The 20,663-nt window shown below is 64.6% G+C and carries 20 protein-coding genes and 1 pseudogene; 9 read left to right on the top strand and 12 right to left on the bottom strand.

Features of this window, described 5'->3' with window-relative positions:
• The first annotated feature begins 110 nt into the window (after positions 1-110).
• Positions 111-2,171: an acetate--CoA ligase family protein gene (locus CLV47_RS00470; RefSeq protein ID WP_170110877.1), complete on the top strand. Its 2,061-nt coding sequence runs from the start codon at positions 111-113 to the stop codon at positions 2,169-2,171.
• Between the two features lie 30 nt (positions 2,172-2,201).
• A complete protein-coding gene (locus CLV47_RS00465) occupies positions 2,202-3,515 on the top strand; it encodes an alkyl sulfatase dimerization domain-containing protein (RefSeq protein ID WP_106347035.1) in 1,314 nt (437 codons plus the stop codon).
• Positions 3,516-3,544: 29 nt separating this feature from the next.
• Here the strand turns inward: CLV47_RS00465 and CLV47_RS00460 are convergent, their stop codons facing one another.
• From CLV47_RS00460 to CLV47_RS00435, 6 genes are all read right to left on the bottom strand, one after another.
• On the bottom strand, positions 3,545-4,237 hold the full coding sequence (locus tag CLV47_RS00460) for an enoyl-CoA hydratase/isomerase family protein (protein WP_106347034.1): 693 nt from the start codon (positions 4,235-4,237) through the stop codon (positions 3,545-3,547).
• Positions 4,234-5,406: an acyl-CoA dehydrogenase family protein gene (locus CLV47_RS00455; RefSeq protein ID WP_106347033.1), complete on the bottom strand. Its 1,173-nt coding sequence runs from the start codon at positions 5,404-5,406 to the stop codon at positions 4,234-4,236. Before CLV47_RS00455 ends, CLV47_RS00460 begins: the two co-directional genes overlap by 4 nt.
• Positions 5,403-6,530, bottom strand: coding sequence for an acyl-CoA dehydrogenase family protein (locus CLV47_RS00450; RefSeq protein WP_106347032.1), 1,128 nt, complete (start codon positions 6,528-6,530; stop codon positions 5,403-5,405). The genes CLV47_RS00455 and CLV47_RS00450 overlap by 4 nt, the downstream gene beginning before the upstream one ends.
• A gap of 54 nt (positions 6,531-6,584) precedes the next feature.
• Positions 6,585-7,448 (bottom strand): acyl-CoA dehydrogenase family protein, encoded by an 864-nt coding sequence (locus CLV47_RS00445; RefSeq protein ID WP_238145154.1) that lies wholly within the window; start codon positions 7,446-7,448, stop codon positions 6,585-6,587.
• A 639-nt stretch (positions 7,449-8,087) separates the two neighbouring features.
• Entirely contained in the window at positions 8,088-8,690 is a 603-nt protein-coding gene (locus CLV47_RS00440) for a TetR/AcrR family transcriptional regulator (protein WP_106347031.1), read from the bottom strand.
• Positions 8,691-8,716: 26 nt separating this feature from the next.
• Positions 8,717-9,166, bottom strand: a complete 450-nt coding sequence (locus CLV47_RS00435) for a MarR family winged helix-turn-helix transcriptional regulator (RefSeq protein WP_106347030.1) — start codon at positions 9,164-9,166, stop codon at positions 8,717-8,719.
• Positions 9,167-9,400: 234 nt separating this feature from the next.
• Here CLV47_RS00435 and CLV47_RS00430 point away from each other — a divergent pair, with 234 nt between their 5' ends.
• Entirely contained in the window at positions 9,401-10,756 is a 1,356-nt protein-coding gene (locus CLV47_RS00430; protein ID WP_337589539.1) for an MFS transporter, read from the top strand.
• A gap of 142 nt (positions 10,757-10,898) precedes the next feature.
• Here the strand turns inward: CLV47_RS00430 and CLV47_RS00425 are convergent, their stop codons facing one another.
• Both CLV47_RS00425 and CLV47_RS00420 read right to left on the bottom strand, forming a co-directional pair.
• Positions 10,899-12,092, bottom strand: coding sequence for an acetyl-CoA acetyltransferase (locus CLV47_RS00425; RefSeq protein ID WP_106347028.1), 1,194 nt, complete (start codon positions 12,090-12,092; stop codon positions 10,899-10,901).
• Positions 12,089-13,522: an OB-fold domain-containing protein gene (locus tag CLV47_RS00420; RefSeq protein WP_106347027.1), complete on the bottom strand. Its 1,434-nt coding sequence runs from the start codon at positions 13,520-13,522 to the stop codon at positions 12,089-12,091. Before CLV47_RS00420 ends, CLV47_RS00425 begins: the two co-directional genes overlap by 4 nt.
• Before the next feature lie 588 nt (positions 13,523-14,110).
• On the opposite strand from CLV47_RS00420, the pseudogene CLV47_RS22695 reads away from it, so the two are divergent.
• The 6 genes and pseudogenes from CLV47_RS22695 to CLV47_RS21775 form a co-directional block, all read left to right on the top strand.
• Positions 14,111-14,242, top strand: a pseudogene (locus CLV47_RS22695) (PIN domain-containing protein); the annotation flags it as partial.
• Between the two features lie 165 nt (positions 14,243-14,407).
• On the top strand, positions 14,408-14,575 hold the full coding sequence (locus CLV47_RS21920; protein WP_170110876.1) for a hypothetical protein: 168 nt from the start codon (positions 14,408-14,410) through the stop codon (positions 14,573-14,575).
• A 364-nt stretch (positions 14,576-14,939) separates the two neighbouring features.
• Complete coding sequence (locus CLV47_RS00410) at positions 14,940-15,650, top strand: transglycosylase SLT domain-containing protein (RefSeq protein ID WP_106347026.1); 711 nt, start codon at positions 14,940-14,942, stop codon at positions 15,648-15,650.
• Positions 15,651-16,146: 496 nt separating this feature from the next.
• On the top strand, positions 16,147-16,371 hold the full coding sequence (locus CLV47_RS21780; protein ID WP_146135234.1) for a hypothetical protein: 225 nt from the start codon (positions 16,147-16,149) through the stop codon (positions 16,369-16,371).
• A 19-nt stretch (positions 16,372-16,390) separates the two neighbouring features.
• Positions 16,391-16,576 carry a hypothetical protein gene (locus CLV47_RS00400; RefSeq protein WP_106347024.1) on the top strand — a complete coding sequence of 62 codons (186 nt, stop codon included), beginning with the start codon at positions 16,391-16,393 and terminating at the stop codon, positions 16,574-16,576.
• Positions 16,573-17,091 carry a hypothetical protein gene (locus CLV47_RS21775; protein WP_146135233.1) on the top strand — a complete coding sequence of 173 codons (519 nt, stop codon included), beginning with the start codon at positions 16,573-16,575 and terminating at the stop codon, positions 17,089-17,091. The genes CLV47_RS00400 and CLV47_RS21775 overlap by 4 nt, the downstream gene beginning before the upstream one ends.
• Before the next feature lie 476 nt (positions 17,092-17,567).
• On the opposite strand, the gene CLV47_RS00395 is transcribed toward CLV47_RS21775, so the two are convergent.
• The 4 genes from CLV47_RS00395 to CLV47_RS00385 all read right to left on the bottom strand — a co-directional run bounded on the left by CLV47_RS00395 (position 17,568) and on the right by CLV47_RS00385 (position 20,658).
• On the bottom strand, positions 17,568-18,179 hold the full coding sequence (locus CLV47_RS00395; RefSeq protein ID WP_106347023.1) for a hypothetical protein: 612 nt from the start codon (positions 18,177-18,179) through the stop codon (positions 17,568-17,570).
• A 113-nt stretch (positions 18,180-18,292) separates the two neighbouring features.
• The gene (locus CLV47_RS00390; protein WP_170110875.1) at positions 18,293-19,438 is read right to left on the bottom strand and encodes a thiolase family protein; all 1,146 of its coding nucleotides are present in this window, start codon (positions 19,436-19,438) and stop codon (positions 18,293-18,295) included.
• Complete coding sequence (locus CLV47_RS21770) at positions 19,431-19,847, bottom strand: Zn-ribbon domain-containing OB-fold protein (protein ID WP_146135232.1); 417 nt, start codon at positions 19,845-19,847, stop codon at positions 19,431-19,433. Before CLV47_RS21770 ends, CLV47_RS00390 begins: the two co-directional genes overlap by 8 nt.
• A 46-nt stretch (positions 19,848-19,893) precedes the next feature.
• Entirely contained in the window at positions 19,894-20,658 is a 765-nt protein-coding gene (locus CLV47_RS00385) for an SDR family NAD(P)-dependent oxidoreductase (RefSeq protein ID WP_106347021.1), read from the bottom strand.
• Between the last annotated feature and the right edge of the window lie 5 nt (positions 20,659-20,663).

Below are 20,663 nucleotides of genomic sequence, written 5' to 3'. Positions count from 1 at the left end.
CTAGGTATAGCCAAGGCGTTCGGATACCGCTAGCATGACACAGGTCGTTCTATCTGTGCCAGATATATATGACGTTGCCCGCAGTTTACGTCTCACGAATCGATGGTCCATTGGATACAGCTCAGCGCTCCGGCGCACTCAGCAAGATCTTCAACCCGCGGTCGATCGCGGTCGTCGGAGTGTCGCCCGACCGCGAACTTAGCTGGGGTCGTAGGACCGTCGACCAGATCCTGAACTCTCGGTACACCGGCGAACTCACCGCCATCGGCAAGCGCGCCGCCCCGGACAGCCGCGCAAAATGGGCTCTCTCCCTGAGCGACATGCCGGAGGTGCCTGATCTGATCGTGGTCGCGGTCCCGGCGAGCGCAGCCGTTGGCGTCGTCAAAGAAGCGCATGACCTTGGGGTGGGAGGCGCGATCGTCTACAGCTCGGGCTTCTCCGAAATGGGGACGGAGGAAGGCGCCGCACTCGAACGGGCGCTGATCGAGGCCGCCGGCGACATGCCGTTCCTTGGCCCCAACTGTCTGGGGATCGTCAACAAACAGATCGACCTTTCCATCACCACGACGGTGTACGTCGTGCGGCCGGCCCAACCTGCCGGTCCGGTCGCAATCGCGACGCAGAGTGGGGCGCTCGGATTCGTTCTCGCCGACCTTCTTGATGGCGCGGGCATCGGGTACTCCAGCTACGCCAGCGTGGGCAACAGCAGCATGGTCGACGCTACGGCGGCGGCCGCGGAAATACTCACTCACGAGAGCACCCGCGTCGTCGTCGTCTATCTCGAAGGCAGTATCAACGCGGTCGGCCTCGCCGAGCTCGGGGATCGCGCACGGGAAATGGGCAAATTCGTAGTGGCGCTCAGCGTAGGCCGCTCGGCCGCGGGCCAGCGGGCTGCCTTATCGCACACCTCAGCCGCGGCCGGCGATCACCTGCTTCTGGAGGCGCTGTGCCGCCAGCACGGCATCACGTTGGTCGGCAGCGATGAAGACGTTGTCACCGGTGTCCTCGATGCGCTGCGCAACCGGCCACTTCCGCCCAACCCGAACATCTGCATCCTTACCATGTCCGGCGGCGCCGGTGGTTTACTCGCAGATGGCTTCGCCAACCTCAACGTCCGGGTCGACCCCCTCAGGCCCGAACTGATCCAGGCAATTCGGGACATGGGCATTCGAGACGCCGGCGTCTCCAACCCGGTTGATCTCGGCGGCAACTTCATCACCCTGATCGACAAACTGCCAGACCTCATCGCGCTCATCTGCGCCCAGCAAGACATCGACGGTCTCGTTCTATACCTCACTTTCGGCGACCGCGCGATGGAGCACTACCAGAAGCTCGCCACGATAATTGGCGGCGCCACCAAACCGTCCTGGTTCATCTGGGCCTGCCCACCGCAAGGCGCCGTCGAGGAACTTGGGATGCCGGGCGTCGTCTTCACCACCACAGCTGGGTTCCTTCGGCACATCGAGGTCGCGACAGCCGCGCACCCACCCTCCGCCGTCATCGAGGCACCAGCGTCTCGCAAGGTCGGACTACGTGAAGGCACCAGCGTGCTCACCGAAGTCAAGGCGTCCGCGCTGACGACCGCAGCGGGAATCCGGCATGTGGACACCGCAAGTTCCGCCGATCCTCTTGACGTCGTGCGGCAGGTCGAGAAGCGAGGATGGGAAGGACCGTTCGTCCTGAAGATCGATGCCTCGGACATTCCACACCGCGCCAAAGCCGGCGCATTGCGCCTGGGCGTCACCCGCGAAATCCTCCAGGAGGGGCTGGAATCACTTAGCGAAGTCGCCGGCACTCTCTCGACCGACCCAGACTGCGTGCTTGTTGCACAACCCATGCTCGCCCATTCGCATGAGATCGCGCTCGGCTTCGTCCGAGACGAAATCTTCGGGGCATCGCTCATCGTAGGAATGGGCGGTGCCGACGCGGAGAACCCGCATGCTGCACGCCGCGCCCTGCTCCTGCCGACCAGCCGCGACGAGGCGAGGAGTCTCGCGTCCTGGGCTTCAGTCGCCCTCGACGTACCCCGTGACGAGATAGAGTCGGCGATCGTAGGGCTCGGTGACCTCATCGAATCGCATCCGGAGTACGCCGAGATCGACATCAACCCGATCATCGTGCACGAGGGCCATCTCGTGGCGGTCGATGCGCTGATCATCATCAACGACTGACCCGACGTACGACAATTAGGGAGTAGGACGATGGATATCCTTGAGTACGCCGACAAAGTCTGGCGCCAAGAGTCCGACGCGATGGCCTATCACAATGGCGATCTACGAGAGCATGGCCTACACGCGATCACCGACGGCGTGCACATGTGGCCAGCGTTCGGCAACGTGTATGTCTTCGAGACCGACGACGGGCTGCTGATGTTCGACGCCGGTTCGGCCGACACCGCCCGGGCTCTGTTCGACGCCACACGCAAACTATCGGCCGAACCGCTGCGGCACGCGGTCTATTCGCACGGGCACGTCGATCACATCTGGGGCACGAAAGGCTTCGACCAGGAGGCCGACGCCAACGGCTGGAACCGACCCACAGTAGTGGCACACTCCGCGGTCAAAGACCGATTTGATCGCTATATATCGACAAACGGCTACAACACGGTCATCAACCAGCGCCAGTTCCAGGCCCCCGACCTTCGCTGGCCGAAGACTTACCGCTACCCAGACACCACCTACGACACGCGAATGACGCTGTCTCAAGGTGGACTGGTAGCTGAGCTGTCGCACGGGTACGGCGAGACTGACGACGCGACGGTTGCGTGGTTCCCGCAGAAGAAGGTCGTCTGCGTAGGTGATTTCTTCATCTGGTCCAGCCCCAACGCCGGTAATCCACAGAAGGTGCAGCGCTATGCCTTGAAGTGGGCTGAAAAGCTGCGCGAGATCGCCGGCCTCGGTGCAGGGTTCCTGCTGCCCGGACACGGACTTCCCATAGTCGGCAAGGACCGGATCGTCGAGGCGATGACGACTTCCGCGGAGTACCTCGAGCATCTGCACGCCAGCACGATGGAACTTCTCAACAGCGGCGCGACCCTCGATACGGCGTTGCATTCGGTCGACGTACCGGAGAAGTTCCTGGACAAGCCATACCTGCGGCCGTCGTATGACGAACCCGAATTCGTTGTACGCAACGCGTGGCGGCTCTACGGCGGCTGGTACGACGGCGATCCATCTAATCTCAAGCCCGCTCGGCGGTCGGTTTTGGGTGAATCGATAGCCACGCTAGCTGGCGGCGCCGACGCACTTGCCGCGACGGCGCGACGCGAGCTCAACGACGGCGACGAACGTGTGGCGGCGAAGCTCATCCAGCTCGCTACCGATGCCGAACCGGACAATCTCGACGTGCACGCAATCCGCGCAGAGATCTTCGGCGAACTCCGAAAGCGCGCCACCTCGACGATGTCGAAGGGCGTTTACGCCTGGGCGGTCGCCGAATCTACGGCAAAGATCCAGGGCCGCGACACCCTGGATCTGATCCGCGAGAACTCCGAGGGCAAGTTCCGTCTCATGTAGCCAGTTCTCAAGTCTGTCTGGCCCAGTGATTACTTCTGGGGGCCGCGGGCCGCCGCGATCCGGGATTCAAAGTCGCCGGCTGCGGCAGCGGTTGACACCACGCTGGCCTTCATGTTTGCGGCACCGTCATTGGGATAACCGGCGACCCGGTCCGCCATCTCCTGCGCGGTGGTCAGGACGTCCGCGTCGGCGACGACTTTGGCCGGCACACCGAGCGACGGCAAGGCTGCGCCCGGGTAACGCTCGCCGCTCAACGTCAAACGGAGCGCTGTCGCGGTACTAAACTTCTGCGTCAGCCAGGCAACGTTGGCAGGAGCGAGGACGCCCATCGAGGCTTCGCTGATCTGGAGGAACGAGGTCTCGCCAATCACCAGAAGGTCGCAGCCCAACGCCAGCCCGGATCCGGCGTTGATGGCGTAGCGTTCGACGGCCGCGATCGTCGGCGTACGCATGCTCGCTAGCAGGTCGTGCACCTTGCCGATCGCCGCACCCATCTCGGCCCCGACCCCACTGTCTTTGAGGTCGATACCGGAACAGAACGCGCCGCCAGCCCCATGCAGTACGACGCAGCGCACTTCAGGATCGCTTTCGGCGTCGGCAAATGCGTCGTGCAGCGCCTCTGCGGTCGCCGGCACAAGTGCGTTCTTCCGCTCCGGGCGGTTGATCGCGATATCCGCACGGCCGCTTAGCTTGGTGATGACAATCGAGTTGTCGTTGCTCATTTGGGGAGTCCTAACACGCGTTCGCCGATGATGTTTTTCTGGATCTGGTTGGTGCCGCGGGCGATGCGGCGGCCAGGGCTCTCCAGCATCGCCCGCTGCAAGCCCGTGAGCTCGTAGCCGTCACCGTCGGGTCGGCGAATTCCGGAGTCCTGCAGAAGTTCAGCTGCTAGCCGGCCGAACCCGACGTGAAACTCAGACCAGTTGATCTTGTCCACGGCCAACAGGCCAGCCGACGAGACGCCGTCGCGGAGCTCGTCGGCGACGCGCTGCCCGTTGTACTTCATGAGCTGAATCTCGATGAACGGGTCGACCAGCCGGGCCAGGTTCTCCTCATCCAGTAGACCGTGCTCGTCGAGACGACCTACCAGGTCTACGAACTCGCGCTGATAGCCAAGATATTGAGTAGTCACCTGCCCGGCGCGCTCGGCGCCGAGCGTGGTCATCGCGACTTTCCATCCGTTGTGCAGCCCGCCGACGACCTCATCGAGCGAGACGATGGTGTCGTTTAATGTCAGGTGGTTGAACCCGTAGTCGCCGGGCATCATCCGGATCGGTTCGACTCGTACGCCGTTGTCGACGATGTCCGCGAGCACGTAGGAGATGCCGCGATGCGCGCTGGCGTCGGGGTCCGAGCGCACGAGCATGAAGATCCGGTTCGCGTTGTGCGCACCTGACTGCCAGATCTTCTCGCCGTTGACGACCAGCCGATTACCGTCTAGCGACGCCCGCGTCTGGATGTGCGCGAGGTCCGATCCGTGCTCGGGCTCGGAAAAGCCCTGACAGTAGCGATCTTCGTCGGACAGGATTCGCGGCAGCAGCTTGTCCTGCTGCTTAACGGTGCCGTGTTGAAGTAGCGCGGGCGCGAGCAGGGACTCACCCATCCCGAGCGTGGTCCGCGGTACGCCGGCCCGCGCAAACTCTTCGTTGACGATCATGCAGCCGAAAACGTCGAGCTCGCGGCAACCGAACCGCTGCGGCCAGGACAGGCACAGCCATCGCCCTTCCCTGAGCCGCGCGACCCAAGCGTCGCGGCCATCGCCGACCTTGTATCCCATAGCTTCATGGGCGCCACCGATCGGCGGCGCGTAATCCGTGTTGGCCGATAGCCACTGCCGCACTTCCTCGCGCAGCTCATCGTGCTGTTCTCGAGACGGGCTCGGCGTACTCATGCTGACACCTCGCAGTCGGAGCGCGCCGGCAGGAGGGCTTCGATCATTGACTTGACGGCGCGGCGATGATCGCGCGCACTTGCTCCGAGGGCTCGGTTGGCGACCGCTCGTTTGTAATGAAGATGCACGTCAAACTCCCACGTGAAGCCGATGGCACCGTGCAGCTGGATCGAGTCGATGCTGACCCCGGCGTACATCTGGTCGGCGACGAGCTTGGCGATGCTGCTGACTTGCTCGAACTCCCGGCTCGCCGGGACGCCAGCCGCATCGAGTGCCGCGTACGCCGCTGACTTGGCCGGTTCGTACGCGCGCAGCAGGTCGGCCAGCCGGTGCTTGACGCCTTGGAACGAGCCGATCGCTGACCCGAACTGCACCCGGTCGCGCGCGTAGTCGGCGGTCATCGTCAGGCATACATCCGCGCCGCCGACCGACTCCAGAGCCACGGCCATGGCGATGAACGCCCGGGCGTCCGTGACTATTGCGTCGACATCCGTCTCAGTCAGGATCGTCCCGGCGGCCGAATTTGCCGTCACCGTGCACATTGGCCGAGTCAGGTCGACCGTAGGGACGACCTCGACCTGTACCTCACTCACCGGGATCCAGACGAGGACCGCTCTTTCGTTGAGGGTGGCTTCGATGATCACCGCATCCGCGTCGCCATGGTGCGGAGTCAGCCCGCTCTTCCCGGATACTCGCACCTCGACTTGCGGGTCGGTATCTGTGGCATCGAAACGCGTTCGCTGGTTGCCGGAGAAGGTAACCAAGGGTCGCGCCGTACTTTCGGCGATTGCCGCTAGCCTCGCCTCGGCCGCAGGGGTTCGACACATCGTCAACAGCCGCGTGGCGGTCATCGCGGACAGATACGGGGTCGGGAAGAGGGTGCGCCCGAGCTCTTCGAACACGATCCCCACCTCGGACCACGACGCGCCTTGGCCGCCGTACTCCTCGGGGATCGGCAGCGCGCTCAGGCCGAGTGCCTCGTCGATACGCTGCCACGACTGGACGGTGCTGGGCGCCCTGCCCTCGATGAAGTCACGCGTGCCGGAGGCGGATGCTAGGCGGGCCAGTACGCCGCGCACCGATGTGCGGAAGGCAGTCTGGTCCTCGGTGAACGACAGGCTCACGCGGTCTCCTTCATCGTCTTTCGCTCGTTATCGGATGGTACGAGGGCGCGGAGTTCATGCCAGGCGACCGAGTTCGGCTCGGGCGAGCAGTTCTAGGTGGACCTCTTCCGGCCCGTCCGCAATATGCAGGCCGCGCGCGCGGGCCCACCACCGCGCCAGCGGCGTGTCCTGCGAAACGCCCTTCGCGCCGTGCATGCCGACCGCTCGGTCTATCACCGCGACCGCCATGCGGGTAGCGGCGACCTTCGATATCGCCAGGTGGCTTTGGGCGGCCGCAGTACCAAGTTCATCGGCCGTGCTTGCCGCCTGCAGGGTGACCAAACGGGCTTGGTCTATTAGGAGCCGACACTCCGCAATCTGATTTCTGAAGGTCCCCACCTGACTCAACGGGGCACCGAAGACAACCCGATGCGCGCCTCGGGCACAGGCTAGCTCGAGCGCTCGCTCGGCAAGGCCGACCAGACGCATCGAATGATGCAGGCGAGCGGCCGCGAGCCGAGTCTGCGCGATCTTGAAACCCTGGCCCTCGGACCCAAGCAGGTTGGCAGCCGGAACTTTGACGTCGGTGAAAGCGATCTCGGCCTGGTCGCCCGGGTAGCCAAACACCGTCATGGGGCGGACAACCTCAACACCCGGCGCCTTCATCGGCACGCCGATTATCGACTGCCGCTGATAGCGCGGCGCGTCCGGGTTGGTCACTCCCATGACGAACAGGACCTCACATCGCGGGTTCATCGTGCCGCTGATGTACCACTTGCGCCCGTTAAGGATGTAGTTGGCGCCATCGCGGGCGATCGAACATGAAATGTTCGTCGCGTCGCTGCTGGCGACATCTGGTTCAGTCATCGCGAAGGCTGACTTGAATTCGTCGTTCTGCATCGGCTCAAGCCACCGCTTGCGTTGATCGTCGTTGGCCACCGCCTCCAGCATCACCATGTTGACCGAGTCGGGCGTTGCGCGTAGTCGAGGTGACTTAGGCCTGCGCCCGCATCCATGTACAAGTTCCACAGCCCTTGACCGCGAGCCTGGTCCTTTAGCTCCGCCTGTACGGGAGGTTCATCCCATGCTGCGGATTTCTCAACACGTTTCCGGTGCTCCGACACGGATTCCGCCGGATACACATGGTCATTCATAAAGGCCAGCAATCGTTTGTGCAAGTCGGCTGCCTTTGGCGACATCGGAAACAGCAATTTAATGAGGCCTTTCAATTGCAGAGATCGTCGGTGCCCAGCGTGGCAACCGCACTTGGCCCACTCTCAACTGGCCGGGCTAACACGTTGACTCCCAATCGCGTATATCGGACTTGCATGGCAGACTGCCGTTTAGTTTGTTGCCTTGTTCTTCAGTGGAGGTATACGCGGGGACGGTTGGTCCCTTTAGTCAGCGCGATTGGCTATCTAGCAGCGGTCCGCTTTCGTGCGATAATGTCTGTGACAGACACGTTAGCATATCGTCAACAGTTTCTTCTAGCCGAAATCATTGATTGCCGGCATCACCTCCCGGTAAGCCGGAAGCGCGCCAACCCGTATTCCCCGATACTAATTGCAGTGACGGGACCTAGTCGCGGTCCGATTCGAGCCCGACCGCGATGCGCTCCATCAGTTCCACCATGCGCGCGTCTAGGTCGCGGACGCCGATACCGAACTCCTTGGCGAGCTGAGTACGGGTAATGGCATACCCGATTCCATGTGCCTGTAGGAGCGCGTGCAGCGCTATGAGATCGACGTTGGGCCCGATTGCCCCCGCCTCCTGATCGTCCTGTAACTCATGTTGAGTTACGTCGCGCCGAGGCATCAACCGCACACGCGTACCACCATCGAGCAGCAGTATCGCCACGAGGCGTAGTTGCTCGGCGTACTTCATGGACATCCGAGTCCATAGTTCGATCCGTTTGACCACGGTCCTCCCGGGCGGATCCACACGGTACGAGTCGGAACGGCGTTCGCTGTCACGGCGTAGGGCCGCCCTCAGAAGTTCTCCACGAGAACCAAAGTAGTGATAGACAAGGCCGCGATTGACCCCCGCAAGATCGGCGACCTCACGCAGATTGAGCCCGGCAAGCACGCCGTCCTTTTTGAGCAGAGTCAGCGCCGCCTTTTCGAGCTCCCGCGAGGTGGCGTTTCTGCTTCGCGGTGATCGATCAGCCGGCTCTCGCCCCATGTGCCATCTCCAGAATTGAGTGTGTGCTACTTGAGTTCGTTTAGCTTGGCAGTCAGTCGATCCAGCGCGCCGATCGCTTTGAGTACGTCGGAACGATCCTTTGCGCTGAGTTCGGCAAGGGCGACGCCGAGGCGCGACTCGTGCGCCTTCATCCACGCCCGCAACTGGGCGCTGCCATCTTTAGTGAGACGCACTATCGCGACCCTGCCGTCTTCGGGATCCTTGATTCGCTCGGCGCGACCTGAAGTCACCGCCTGTCGCACCAGGCTGCTGACTGTGTTAGGCGCGAGAAGCATGACGTCGGCAAGATCGCCGACTCTGAGCTCCCCCGCCTCGGCAAGGGTCTGCATCAACTCCACCTGGGCCATCGGAAGCGACTCCCACGAATACTCCGTGCGAATGCTGGTACGCAGCGCTCGGCGAAGTTTGGTGATGACCTCGGTCAGACCTGCGGTGCTAGAAGTAGGGCGCGGCATGTGCGTACCTTACCGTCAGAGCGTGGGTCCGCTAGCGCGACGGACCAAAAGTTCGCTCGGCATTCATCACACAGTCTGTCGGTGACAGACATTTATTGATACGCTCGTAGGGCCTTGATTTTTGCAGGTAGTTCACCCCGCACACGTACATTCCACTGAGATTGGGCGGTATCCCTCATTATCCTCGGAACTGCGGTCTTACGCGCGTTTCGGGAACGTCCCGCCGCGTCATGGGTGCGCGCATCCCCGAGGGCGCACTGGATCGCGGTTGCCACCGTGTGCGCGGGCGCCTTTATGGGACAGCTTGACGCGAGCATCGTGTCACTCGCACTGCCTCCGATGCAGAAGGAGTTCGGTGCCAGTGCCGGCAGTGTTCAGTGGGTCGCCCTCAGCTACCTGCTCACGCTCGTCGCTCTCGTCGCCCCCGTCGGGCGGGTCTCTGACTGGCTAGGACGTAAGAGCGTCTATGTCTACGGATTCGGCGTCTTCACCGTCGCGTCACTTCTTTGCGCACTCGCGCCGAACCTCACCACACTGATTATTTTTCGCGTGTTGCAGGCGGTCGGCGCGGCAATGCTCCAAGCCAACAGCGTCGCCCTTATTGCGACCGCGGTGCCGCGTGACTCGCTAAGCAAGGCGATCGGCGTACAAGGAGCGGCCCAGGCCATCGGACTCGCGCTCGGTCCGACAGTCGGCGGACTGCTGGTCTCTCTCGGCGACTGGCGCCTGATCTTCGCCGTCAACATCCCATTCGGGATAATCGGCATCACGGCTGGTTGGTTCCTTCTGCCGCAGAGCCAGTCTCTGGCCGAACGTACCCGGTTCGACCGACTCGGGTTGGCACTTTTCGTCCCGTCAATCGTCCTACTCGTACTCGCGTTGTCGTTTGTCGGTCATCCGGGGATCGCGGCTCTATGGCCCATCGCCGGTGGCGCTCTGGCCCTCACAATCGGCGCCGTCTTCCTCGTCCGTTCGCGGCGTACGCCGCATCCCCTGATCGACCTGCGACTATTCGCCTCACGCACGTTCAGCACCGGGATCGTCAGCGGGCTGCTGTCCTACGCCGTACTGTTCGGTGTCCTTTTCGCCGTACCGATGGCCTCGGCGCACCTGCAATCGGCCGCGACCACCGGGCTCGTCCTCACCATCCTGCCGGTCACGCTCGCCCTCGTCGCGCCGATCGCCGGCTACCTCGGCGACCGCAATGGACCGCGGCTCGTCACCTCGATCGGCATGCTGATCGCCGCTATCGGACTAGCGTTGATCGGCGCGCTCGGATCCTCGCTGTGGGGGCTCATCGTTGGGCTCGTCGTGCTCGGCATCGGGTCCGGCGTCTTCACCCCTGCCAACAACGCCTCGATCATGGCGTCCGCGCCGCGTCGGCAGTCCGGTGCCGCGTCCGGGATCCTCAACATGACCCGCGGCCTAGGTACGGCGTTCGGCGTCACCGCCGCGACCCTCGCCGTCGGCTACGCGGCGGGCGCCGCCGACCTCGCGCGGGGAATGTCGATCGCGATGTACGGATTCTGCGTGGCAGCGCTGGTCGCCGCATTGGCGTGCGTATTCGGCGGCGGCGCGCGGCGTACGTAAGCGTTTGGGGCAAAAAGGCGGCGCTCAGGTACGGTCCCCTGTCACAGCATTATCCCCCTTGTCACGCCGCTTTAGGCATGACAAGGGGGATATCGGTGTGACGAGGAGCGCGAAGTACGGCGCAAATCAAAGGCGGCGAAGATCAGCCCTTCTCGGCGCCGACGACCGACACGAACGAGACGCACTCGCCCGGGCCGCCGCCGAGGTTGTGGGTAAGCCCGTAGCGCAGTCCCTTTTCCTTGATCTGACGGTTCTCGGGAGCCTCGCCGCGCAGTTGCAGCCAGCACTCGAACAGCATCCGCAGGCCGGAAGCACCGATCGGATGCCCGAAGCTCTTCAACCCGCCGTCCGGGTTGACCGGGAGGTCGCCGGTGAGCGTGAACCGGTCGTTCATCGTGTCCTTGACCGTCGCGCCACGGGTGGAGAACCCGAGATCTTCCATCAGCACCAACTCGGTCGGCGTGAAGCAGTCGTGCACCTCGGCCATCATCAGGTCATCGCTCGGCGAGGTTACGCCCGCCTGCTGATAGGCGTCCTTCGCCGACCGGACGACTTCTTCGAACGTCGTGTAGTCGTAGGACTGATCGTAGGTGCCAGTGCCCGGCCCAGCCGCGAACGACAGCGCCTTCACATACAACGGATTGTCGGTGTAGTTGTGCGCATCTTCGGCACGCACGATAATCGCCGCGGCGGCGCCATCGCTGACACCGGAGCAGTCGAATACGCCCAGGTCGCCGGCGATCGGAGGCGCAGCTGCGATCTTCGATTCGGGCACTTCGGCCTGGAACTGCGCGCGTTCGTTGCGGGCGCCGTTGAAGTGGTTCTTCCAGGCCACGTGGGTCATCGCCTGCTTGAAGTCCTCACGCTTGACGTCGTACTTGTTGGCGTACGCCGGGCCGAGCATCGAGAAGCGCGCGGGTGCGGTGAGGGTGGTCGCCGTACCGTTGGTCGGCGGGCCGCCGTATGCCAGGCCCGAGTAGCCGGAGTCCTTAAGCTTCTCCACGCCGACGGCCATCACCACGTCGTACGCGCCGGATGCCACCGCGTAGCAGGCGTTGCGGAACGACTCCGAGCCGCTGGCGCAGAAGTTCTCCACCCGCGTGACCGGTTTGTAGTCGAGCTTGAGCGCGGAGGACAGTGTCATCCCCGAGAAACCGGAGGCCAGAGTGCCGAGCCAATAGGCGTCGATCGCGTCCTTGCTGATGCCTGCGGACGCGAACGCGTCGTTAGTCGCGTCGACGACCATGTCTGAGGTAGAGGCGTCCCACCGTTCGCCGAACTTGGTGCAGCCCATCCCGATGATGGCGACGCGGTCCTTGATTCCATGTGAGCTCATGATGTCGTCCCTTCGCCCGCTGGGCGAGCTTTCCAGAAATAGTTGTGAATTCCGCTTGCCGTCGAGATCTTCCTGAAGGTCATCTCGGCGCGTTGTCCTATGGCGACCTTCTCCGGGTCGCAGTCGGTCATCTCGCAGGAGAACCGGCCACCGCCGTCGAAGTCGAGCACGACGCCGACCACTGGCGGCGCCAGCGAGAAGGCAAGGTGGTCGATCGTGTACGTCGCGATCTTGGCGCCGACATCCGACAGCTTGTCGTGCACCATGTGGTCATTGGCACCGCACTTGAGGCAGACCCGCTGCGGTGGCATGTGCCGGGTGCCGCACTCGGTGCACTTGCTGCCGGAGAATCCGTATTTCCACGACGAGTCCCGGTACGTCGCCGGCGCGACTGCCCGATCCGGATCCGGGCGACGCGGTGTCTGGTTGCGGATCGCGCCCTTCCAACTCAGGAAGTCCAGGTAGGACAGCGTTTCGTTGCCCTGAGCGATTTGCTGCTGGACTGACGGTGGCCGTCGGTAGCTATCGATCGCCTCGGTCACCCGCAGTAATACAGTGTCAGCGCCATCCGCGAGCATCGTCACCGCGATGAGCTCCCCTGCCTTGGCCTCGTCCAGCATCGCCGCGAGCAGTACGCCGGGGTGCGCCGTACCGGTGTTGCCGATCTGCGCTTCGAGGTCCGGCACGATGGCTTCGGCCGGTACGCCGCTTCCCTTCGCGAACGCCTTCGCCGCACGCGGTGACATGCCCGTGACAGCGAACTTGTTGATCTCACCCGCCGTGAGACCGGAGGACTTCAGCGCGTTTTCGAAGGAACGGCCGGCGAGTTCGACGTACACGCTTTCACCAAAACGTTCCTCCCAGGTAGCCGCCCACGGCTCGCCTGGTGCGCGCCACCGGTCGAGGAACTCCGCGGACCCCGATCCGGTGCCTGCGAGGTCGGCGATGAGGTCGAGGCTCTGGCCGTCGCCGACGACGAACGCCGCCGCCGCGTCGCCGGTGCCGACCTCGTCCGCGCCGCCGCTGGCGCCGGTGCGGGTGTCCGCGAGTGTCACTAGCGTGCCGCCAGGCTGGTAGAAGCCGCCTATCAGCGCGGCAATCCCGGACCTCGCCGCACCGCCTTGGTCCGAGACGCGTACGTCGAGGTCCAACTCCAGTGCCGCGTGCACGGTCGTCGCGTTGGTCTTGTCGGCATAGATCGGGGTGGCGGTCGAGCTGATGACGCCGCCCAACATCGCGACGGAATCGAGTCCGGCGACCGCTCGGCGGGCCGCCTCGACCGCCATGGTCGTGGTGTCCTCGTCGTACGACGCGACCGCCCGCGTGCCCTTGCCACCGGGTTTACCCAGCGCGGTGTTGACGGTCTGGCGGCCGAGCCGCCAGTAAGGGATATAGCTGCCGTAGGCGGCGATTCCGACACGAGATGTCATAGGTCCTCCGAATTACAGTTGTTACCCTCATTAGTACATGATCGTTAACGTCCTGACAATGCATCGCCGCAATATTTGGGCGATTGTCTTGCTCGTCATGCTTGTCTTATCGCGCACATAACGAAAGCATCGTTAACTTCGGGACGGCTCAACCAGATGCCCTTCGGGACCGACGCCGGCTGGGAACGGTTCCACGCAACTAGTTCGTTTCGAACTAGTAGGACTCGTCCCGTTGATCTAGTTCAAGGGCTATGAAGACGATTTCCAGCACAGGAGGCCAACAGACGCCTCAACGCAGTGCTCGCTGAAGTTGAGCGGTCGGGCGTCGGTCACCATCACTAAGCACGGCCGGCCGGTCGCCATTCTTTCCCCTGTACACGCCCGGCCTCGGTTCTTCGGGCAACTACCTAACCTTGGCGTTCCAGAATCGTTCGACGAACTTGTCGTGTGTGCAGCCTCAGCACGGGAGATCGCGATCAAGACCCAGATCGGCCGTCTGGACGGCGAAGCGCTCTCGTCGGTATGGAATGACACTCTCGACTCGATGAACGCCACCGAACTTGCAATCGATTCCGTAGACGCAGCCAGGCTGGACGCCTCAGTTGGGATCACAAGGATCCGTTCGATCGCATGATCGTTGCCCAAGCCGCCCGCCGTGGGTTGACGATCGCCACCAGTGACCAGCGACTAAATCGATGGGGCGCTGACTCCCGTCAGTAACACACGCGAATCTACAGACAACGCGTGAACGTTCGTTAACTGCCACCATCGTCCGTCGGCGCCCGGCCTCGCGCGATTGGCTATCACCGTCGCCCGCGAAACGGCGGACACAGCGGTCGATACCAACGGCTCGAAGCCGCTGCGCACCTCTGGACGCCGCGCCCGGTGTCGTGCCGTCGCCATCGAGCGGTAACACAGCGCCGCGCATTCGATGCACTGACCGGCTCGTTCGATCTCCCGTTTGCGTTAGCCGCAGTCGTGGTGTTGGTGGTCCTGATCGTCGTGAACGCCACCAGCAGCGACGAGACCGCCACCGCGAAGGCCACCGACTAGGGCGTGAGTGGTGGTTACCGCGGTCCAGGTACGACGCCGGCGGTGAGGCGGATCTGGTCGCGTACCGGTGGCGCATCACGCCGGTGCTGAGCGTGGGCAGCGACGGCACTCAGGTGGTAAGCGGGTAAATGCACACCACCGCGATCCGCCGCCGTAACACGGGTCTAAAGATCCACGCCGCGGGCCTCGCAGTCGTCCTGGTCGTGACGATCACGGCCACGCTCGCACTTGTTCGGTCGGCAAGACGACTCCGGGTCGTCCGCGTCGTCGGCGATCACCTGCACGCCGGGCCGTGGCCTGCGCGCGGGTGCCGTCCCGAACGGGTGGAACACCCTCGTGACGGCCGCAGCGGCCGCGTCCGGGGGTGCCCGCGTCGATCCTGGCGGGGCTGCTGGAAGCCGAGTCCGGGTGGAACCCGAAAGCGACCAGCCCCGCCAGCGCGCAAGGCCTGGCACAGTTCATGCCCGCGACCTGGAATGCCTACGGCACCGGCGATCCGTTCGACCCGAAGGCCGCGATCGCCGCGCTAGGGGCGTACATAGGCGCGCTGCTGACAAGTGTCACGCCGATCGCGACCTCGACCAGCTCGGACCCGGTGGTGCTGGCTCTGGCGGCCTATAACGCCGGCCCGGCGAGGATCGAGCAGTACCAAGGCGTGCCGCCGTTCGCCGAGACACAGAAGTACGTGCAGAAAATCCCGGAACCGGCGCAGCAGACCAATTCCGGGAACTGCACCACGCCCGGCGCACTGGATCCGGCGCTGCCGCCGGTCGGCCCCGGCGAATGGGTGATGCCGCTGCCCGGAGCCGTGCTCACCTCGCCGTTCGGGATGCGGTGGGGCGTACTACATGCCGGTATCGACCTCGCCACGCCGCGCGGTCAGCCGGCCGGCACGGTCACCGCCCCGGTCGACCTATTCATCACGTACGCCACGTGCGGCACTGACGGGTACGGCTGCTCGGTCGTCGGTGCGTTCAAGGACGGCACCGGGTTTCAGATGCGGTTCGGGCACATGGCCACCGGCAGCCTGAAAGTCACAGCAGGCGACACCGTCAAAGCCGGGACCGACCGGTGATGTGACCGGGGTGCATCTGCATTTCGAGATCTACTCACCCGGCTCACCGACCAACGCGTACGCCAGTAACGGCACGCCGATCGATCCGCTGCCGATCCTGACCAGTAAAGGGGTGAAGGTCGGATGAGCCGGCATCGTTCCCGTTTCACGGCAGCGGCTGCGGGCCTGCTGGTGATGCTGACCGCCGCGTGCACGACCACCAACGGCAATACCGACTCGCCGACTCGCGACCGCACGACCGGCACTAGCATGGCACCGCGATCGCCGGACACGGTCGCGCCGCCACCGAAACCCGCGCCGATCGACCCGGCCGCGGTGAACGCGACGAATCCGGAAGCGGTCGCCGAGGCCGTCGCGACCGCGCCGGTCACCTGGGACACCACCGTCGATGTCAGCGACTTCGACAGGATCCGCCGCGTGAGCGCGTTATTGACGCCCGCCCTGGCCGCGGGTCGAACATCCGGCCCCCGGCCCCGAGTGGGCCGACGCCGCGTCGATGAAGTCCTACAACTCGCCGCACGTCTACACCGCCGAAGACACCCACGGCGCGCCGCCGGACACCGCCGCCGCCGTGTACCGGGCGTATAACGCGACGTGGGACTGGGTCAGCGCCAGCGGCACGGTGAGCACCGATCCGCGGACCCGCACCATGTATCTGACCGTGACGCAGCAAAGCGATGGCCGCTGGCTGGTCTCCACCTTCGACTACACAGACCTCTAGAAAACCCACGGAGCGAACGATGGCGACCAGGCGCACGAGCCCGCAGCAACAGACCACTACCCGCACGCGCAAAGAACGAGTCGCGGTGACCGCGATGACGATCCTCAGTCACGATCAGCGCACCAGAAACCGGGCGCAGCACGCGGCGCAGTACCGCGACCAGGTTGCGCAAAACGCTACGCACACTGACGGAGGCACGTTTTGAGCACACCAAGTCCAGAACACATCTGGGGCCGGCTACGCGTCAAAGGCGGAACGGACCTGCCGTGGTCGTGGGACTCCAACGACGAGCAGCTATGTAGAGAGTCTGTCGATGACGCTGGTCGACTTCGTCCGCGACTACAACGCCACGTTCGTAGTGAAACAAGCGCAGCTAGTGCCGTACTGCTGGCCGCACACCCCGGCCTCGCGCGGGAGATCGCGTCCGTGTATTCCTCGTGGGCCAGTGCCTTTCACGGGTTCGAGGCAACACCAGCGGACGCGGCCTACTTTTACGACCGCACCCTGCCGGGGTTCCAGGACCGGATCACGATGTGGCCCGGTCGCGACCCGGACGCCTGCCGCGCTGGGCAACATTCATCGGGCTGGAACGACTTGACGGGGAAGATCGAGTCGCACGGAGGCCGCACTGCGGCGACACTACGGAGCCTGCGAGAGGACTACGCCTCACACCTGTCAACGCTCTACTCGACACCAGTGGCTGGCAAAGAACGCCGTTGAGTCGGATACTGTCGGCGGCGCGACGTTGTCGATGACTACGGTCAGGCCGCCCGTTGATGCCCGACTAGCGGGGCCAGTTCCGAACGGGACTTCCGGAATCGGGACACGAATTTCCGCAGCCCGCGTGGTTCTGATAGCTCGTGGTGCTGATGCCCGCTCAGGCTTCTTCCGGACAGCTCTCCCGGTAGCGCGGCCCGAGACGTAGGTCATTCCGCCAGGAAAAATGCGGCATCACTCTTAGGCGCCTCACCGCTCGTTGCTTCGGGGACCATCATCGGCTACGACCATCGCTCCTCGGCCTCGCGCGATCCCGCTCGACTGATGCTGGCAACGCTTGGCATGGCGCGGGGCGCATCGCCTCGAGTTGCAGTATAAACTCTTGCCTCGGCTGAATCGTGGAGAGCTCTTCGAACAGTCGCCTCACTGTGTCCGATTCGCCGTCAAGCGATAACTCGGCCAGTCTGATCCAGGCTCCCTCACCTGCTTGAGCAATATCGTTGGCAAGGTCCAAGAGCGCGTGCGGCCGGCGACGTAGCGCCACGACGGCATAGTGATCTCCGATGGCGCGTCGGTTTCTCCGTATCGTCGGTGTCGGGCGCCCGGTGAAGGTGCGCGGGTTCGGCGGCGGGCCGGTTTATCGCCGCCGCCTGCTCCACATCACGATCATCGCCGCCGGCGGAAACGCCCACCGCGGCGATTCGCGCGTTGACGAAATTCACGCGGCCCTGCTCGTCGGTGACCGCGTCCTTCGCCTGGGCGACAGCCCGTTCCACGCGAGTGGGCGCGGCCTGGATTTGAGTCGCCGCAAGACCTTTCGCGTCGTGCCCGGTGTGCGCGGCTGTCGTCTTTGCATCCTGCACTCTGCTGCGTGCTTGCGCCTTCAGGTCGAACTTCTCCGACAGCGCATCCACCGCGGACGAGCAGGTGTTGTTGACATTGACGATCGGCATCCCGGTCTTGTCGACGTGGTACAGGCCACGCTGCCCGGAAGTCGAGTCCCCATAGACGTAGGCGGCATACGCCTGGTCGACGTCAGTCAGTTCGAGACCCGCAGCGGTCAGGGCACGTCGGACCGCGTCGGCGGCCATGAGGTCATACGTGGCGGACGCGCCGGGCTTGGTGAAGGGTTCATGCCGACCCCTGCGATGACAGGCGATTTCATGGTCTGGTTCCTTTGGTGGTCATGGGGCACGAGTCACGATCAGCGTGTGAGGACGTGCACGCTCGCGGCGGCCACGTCCATGCCGTTGACGACACCCCCGAGCATCTGGGCGAGACCCACCCGGGCGTCCGGCACCTGTACGTCGCCGGCGCGACCGCGCAACTGGTTGGTGATGTCGGCGATGGTGCGCACGCCCGATGCGGCCAGGGGGTGGCCCAGGGAGAGTAGACCGCCGCTGGGGTTGACGGGGATCCGACCACCGAGGGAGGTCGCCCCGGAGCGCAGCAGGTCCACGCCTTCGCCGCGCTCGCACAGCCCGAGATCCTCGTAGTGAACGATCTCCTCACTGGCGAAGGCATCGTGCAACTCGACGACGTCGACGTCGGAGGGCGAGACACCCGCCTGCTCATACGCCAGCTGCGCGGCCCGCTGTCCAGCCGGCATCGAGGTGACGTCCGGACGCCGGAAGTCCTGTTCCCCGGAGACCAGTGCCGAGCCCGCGATGCGGATCGGCAGGTCGGAGTACCTCTGAGCCACCTCGGCGGAGGCCAGCACGACAGCGGCCGCGCCGTCGGTGTTGGGACAGCACTGCAGGAGCGTGATCGGGTCGGCGATCATCCGTGAGCCGAGAACCTCCTCGACGGTGAATCGCTTGCGGTACTGCGCCCGCGGGTTGAGCGCGCCGAAGTCGTGCGCCTTGACCGAGACCTGAGCGAAGTCCTCAGGAGTGGCCCCGTGGGTCTCCATCAGGCGCCGGGCCTGCAAGGCGAAGAGCACCGGCATCGTCAAGCCCATCTGGCCGTCGAGGTCGTCCTTGTCCGGCGGGATGAGCTTGCCGGCGACCGGGCTGGTGGTCATCGATTCGACACCGATAGCGATGCCGATATCGATGAACCCGGCAGCGACGTCCTTGTACAGGCTGCGGACGGCGGTGGCGCCTCCGGAGCAGGCATTCTCCACGTTGACCATCTCGATTCGGGCGACACCGATGTCCTTCATGATGCTCTGGCTCGTGACCATGGCGTCGAAGACCCGCGACGAGAAGACGCCCTGCAGGTCGGCGGGCCGTATCCCTGCGTCCTCGATCGCCTCGAGCGCCGCCTCGCGGCCCAACTGCGCGGCGCTGCGCTCCGGGGTCTTGCCGAAATCGCTCTGCCCGGTACCGATGACGAAGACCTCACGCATCGTCGGCCTCCTTGGTCGTGGTCGGGACGAATCGGTAGGCGAGCACGTCCTGCTCCCCCTCACGCCACAGGGGCGCGATCTCGAGCCGCATCGGCGTGCCCGAGGGAAGCGGCTGCTCACCGCTCGTGGTGATCTGGCTGAAGACCCGGATGTCATGCGGCATCCTCACGTAGCCGACGCTGTGCCCGGCGTCGAAGCGCCCGTTGCCCATGTGCACGACGGTGGCGCAGAGCAATTCCCCCTCCGCGCCGAGCTCGACGCTCTCGATGCTGTCGTCCCCGCACTCGAGACAGCGCTCGGTCGCCGGGAAGACGGTGCGCGCGCACTGGGCACACCGCCCCGCGAGCAGGGTCGGTCCATCGTTGGTCTCCCGGAAGAGACCCTCCCGTACGGAGATGGTGTCGGTCATCGTCGTTTCTCCTGTTCCCGTGCGCGGCTGTGCTGCATGCTTATGGTCAGCTCGGGCCGAGAATCATGCCGGCGTCGAGTCGGATCGTGCGGCCGTTGTGCATGGGGTTGCGGACGATCTCCTCGATGAGCAGGCCGAACTCCTCGGGTCGGCCCATCCGCTTCGGGAAGAGCGACTGGGCGGCCAACTCCTCCTTCAGCGCCGGTGGCACGTGGTCGTAGATCGGGGTGTCGAAGGCGCCGGGGGCCACGGTCATGACGCGGATGCCGTGGGCGGCGAGCTCCCGGAAGAGCGGCATCGTCAGGCCCACGAGCGCACCCTTCGACGCGCTGTAGGCCACCTGTCCGACCTGGCCCTCGTAGGCGGCGCCCGATGCGATGTTGATGATGACGCCCCGCTCGCCGTCCTCACCGGGGTCGCTGCCGGCCATCCCCGGGACCACGCTGCGCATGACGTGGATCGGACCGTAGAGGTTGACCCTGATCCCCCTGTCGAAGACGTCCATCGGCAGAGGGCCCCGACTGCTGAAGAGCTTGGCAGGAGCGGGCACGGCCGCGGCGTTGACGACGACCCGGACGGGTCCGTGCTCGGCCTCGACGGCGGCGACAGCGGTCTCGACCTGGTCAAGCTGGCTGACGTCGACCTTGTGGTGCCGGTACCGCTCGCCGAGCTCGGACTCCAACTGTCCTCCCTTCGCGTCGTCGAGGTCGAAGGCGGCCACGGTGGCGCCGAGGTCGATGAGCCGCCGGGCGGCGGCCTCCCCGAGACCGGAGGCGCCGCCGGTGACGACGGCGGTGGTGTCGAAGTGCATGCTGT

The sequence above is a fragment of the Antricoccus suffuscus genome, from assembly GCF_003003235.1.
Classification (GTDB): domain Bacteria; phylum Actinomycetota; class Actinomycetes; order Mycobacteriales; family Antricoccaceae; genus Antricoccus; species Antricoccus suffuscus.
Note: the sequence above shows the minus strand (reverse complement) of the source record. Positions and strands in the feature narration are given on the sequence as shown.

Coding starts and splice junctions, on each gene's coding strand:
- CLV47_RS00455 (WP_106347033.1), bottom strand. CDS start 5,406: ATGAGTACGCCGAGCCCGTCTCGAGAACAGCACGATGAGCTGCGCGAG.
- CLV47_RS00420 (WP_106347027.1), bottom strand. CDS start 13,522: ATGACATCTCGTGTCGGAATCGCCGCCTACGGCAGCTATATCCCTTAC.
- CLV47_RS00465 (WP_106347035.1), top strand. CDS start 2,202: ATGGATATCCTTGAGTACGCCGACAAAGTCTGGCGCCAAGAGTCCGAC.
- CLV47_RS00385 (WP_106347021.1), bottom strand. CDS start 20,658: ATGCACTTCGACACCACCGCCGTCGTCACCGGCGGCGCCTCCGGTCTC.
- CLV47_RS00425 (WP_106347028.1), bottom strand. CDS start 12,092: ATGAGCTCACATGGAATCAAGGACCGCGTCGCCATCATCGGGATGGGC.
- CLV47_RS21780 (WP_146135234.1), top strand. CDS start 16,147: ATGAAGTCCTACAACTCGCCGCACGTCTACACCGCCGAAGACACCCAC.
- CLV47_RS00460 (WP_106347034.1), bottom strand. CDS start 4,237: ATGAGCAACGACAACTCGATTGTCATCACCAAGCTAAGCGGCCGTGCG.
- CLV47_RS00390 (WP_170110875.1), bottom strand. CDS start 19,438: ATGCGTGAGGTCTTCGTCATCGGTACCGGGCAGAGCGATTTCGGCAAG.
- CLV47_RS00400 (WP_106347024.1), top strand. CDS start 16,391: ATGGCGACCAGGCGCACGAGCCCGCAGCAACAGACCACTACCCGCACG.
- CLV47_RS00435 (WP_106347030.1), bottom strand. CDS start 9,166: ATGCCGCGCCCTACTTCTAGCACCGCAGGTCTGACCGAGGTCATCACC.
- CLV47_RS00395 (WP_106347023.1), bottom strand. CDS start 18,179: ATGGCCGCCGACGCGGTCCGACGTGCCCTGACCGCTGCGGGTCTCGAA.
- CLV47_RS00440 (WP_106347031.1), bottom strand. CDS start 8,690: ATGGGGCGAGAGCCGGCTGATCGATCACCGCGAAGCAGAAACGCCACC.
- CLV47_RS21770 (WP_146135232.1), bottom strand. CDS start 19,847: ATGACCGACACCATCTCCGTACGGGAGGGTCTCTTCCGGGAGACCAAC.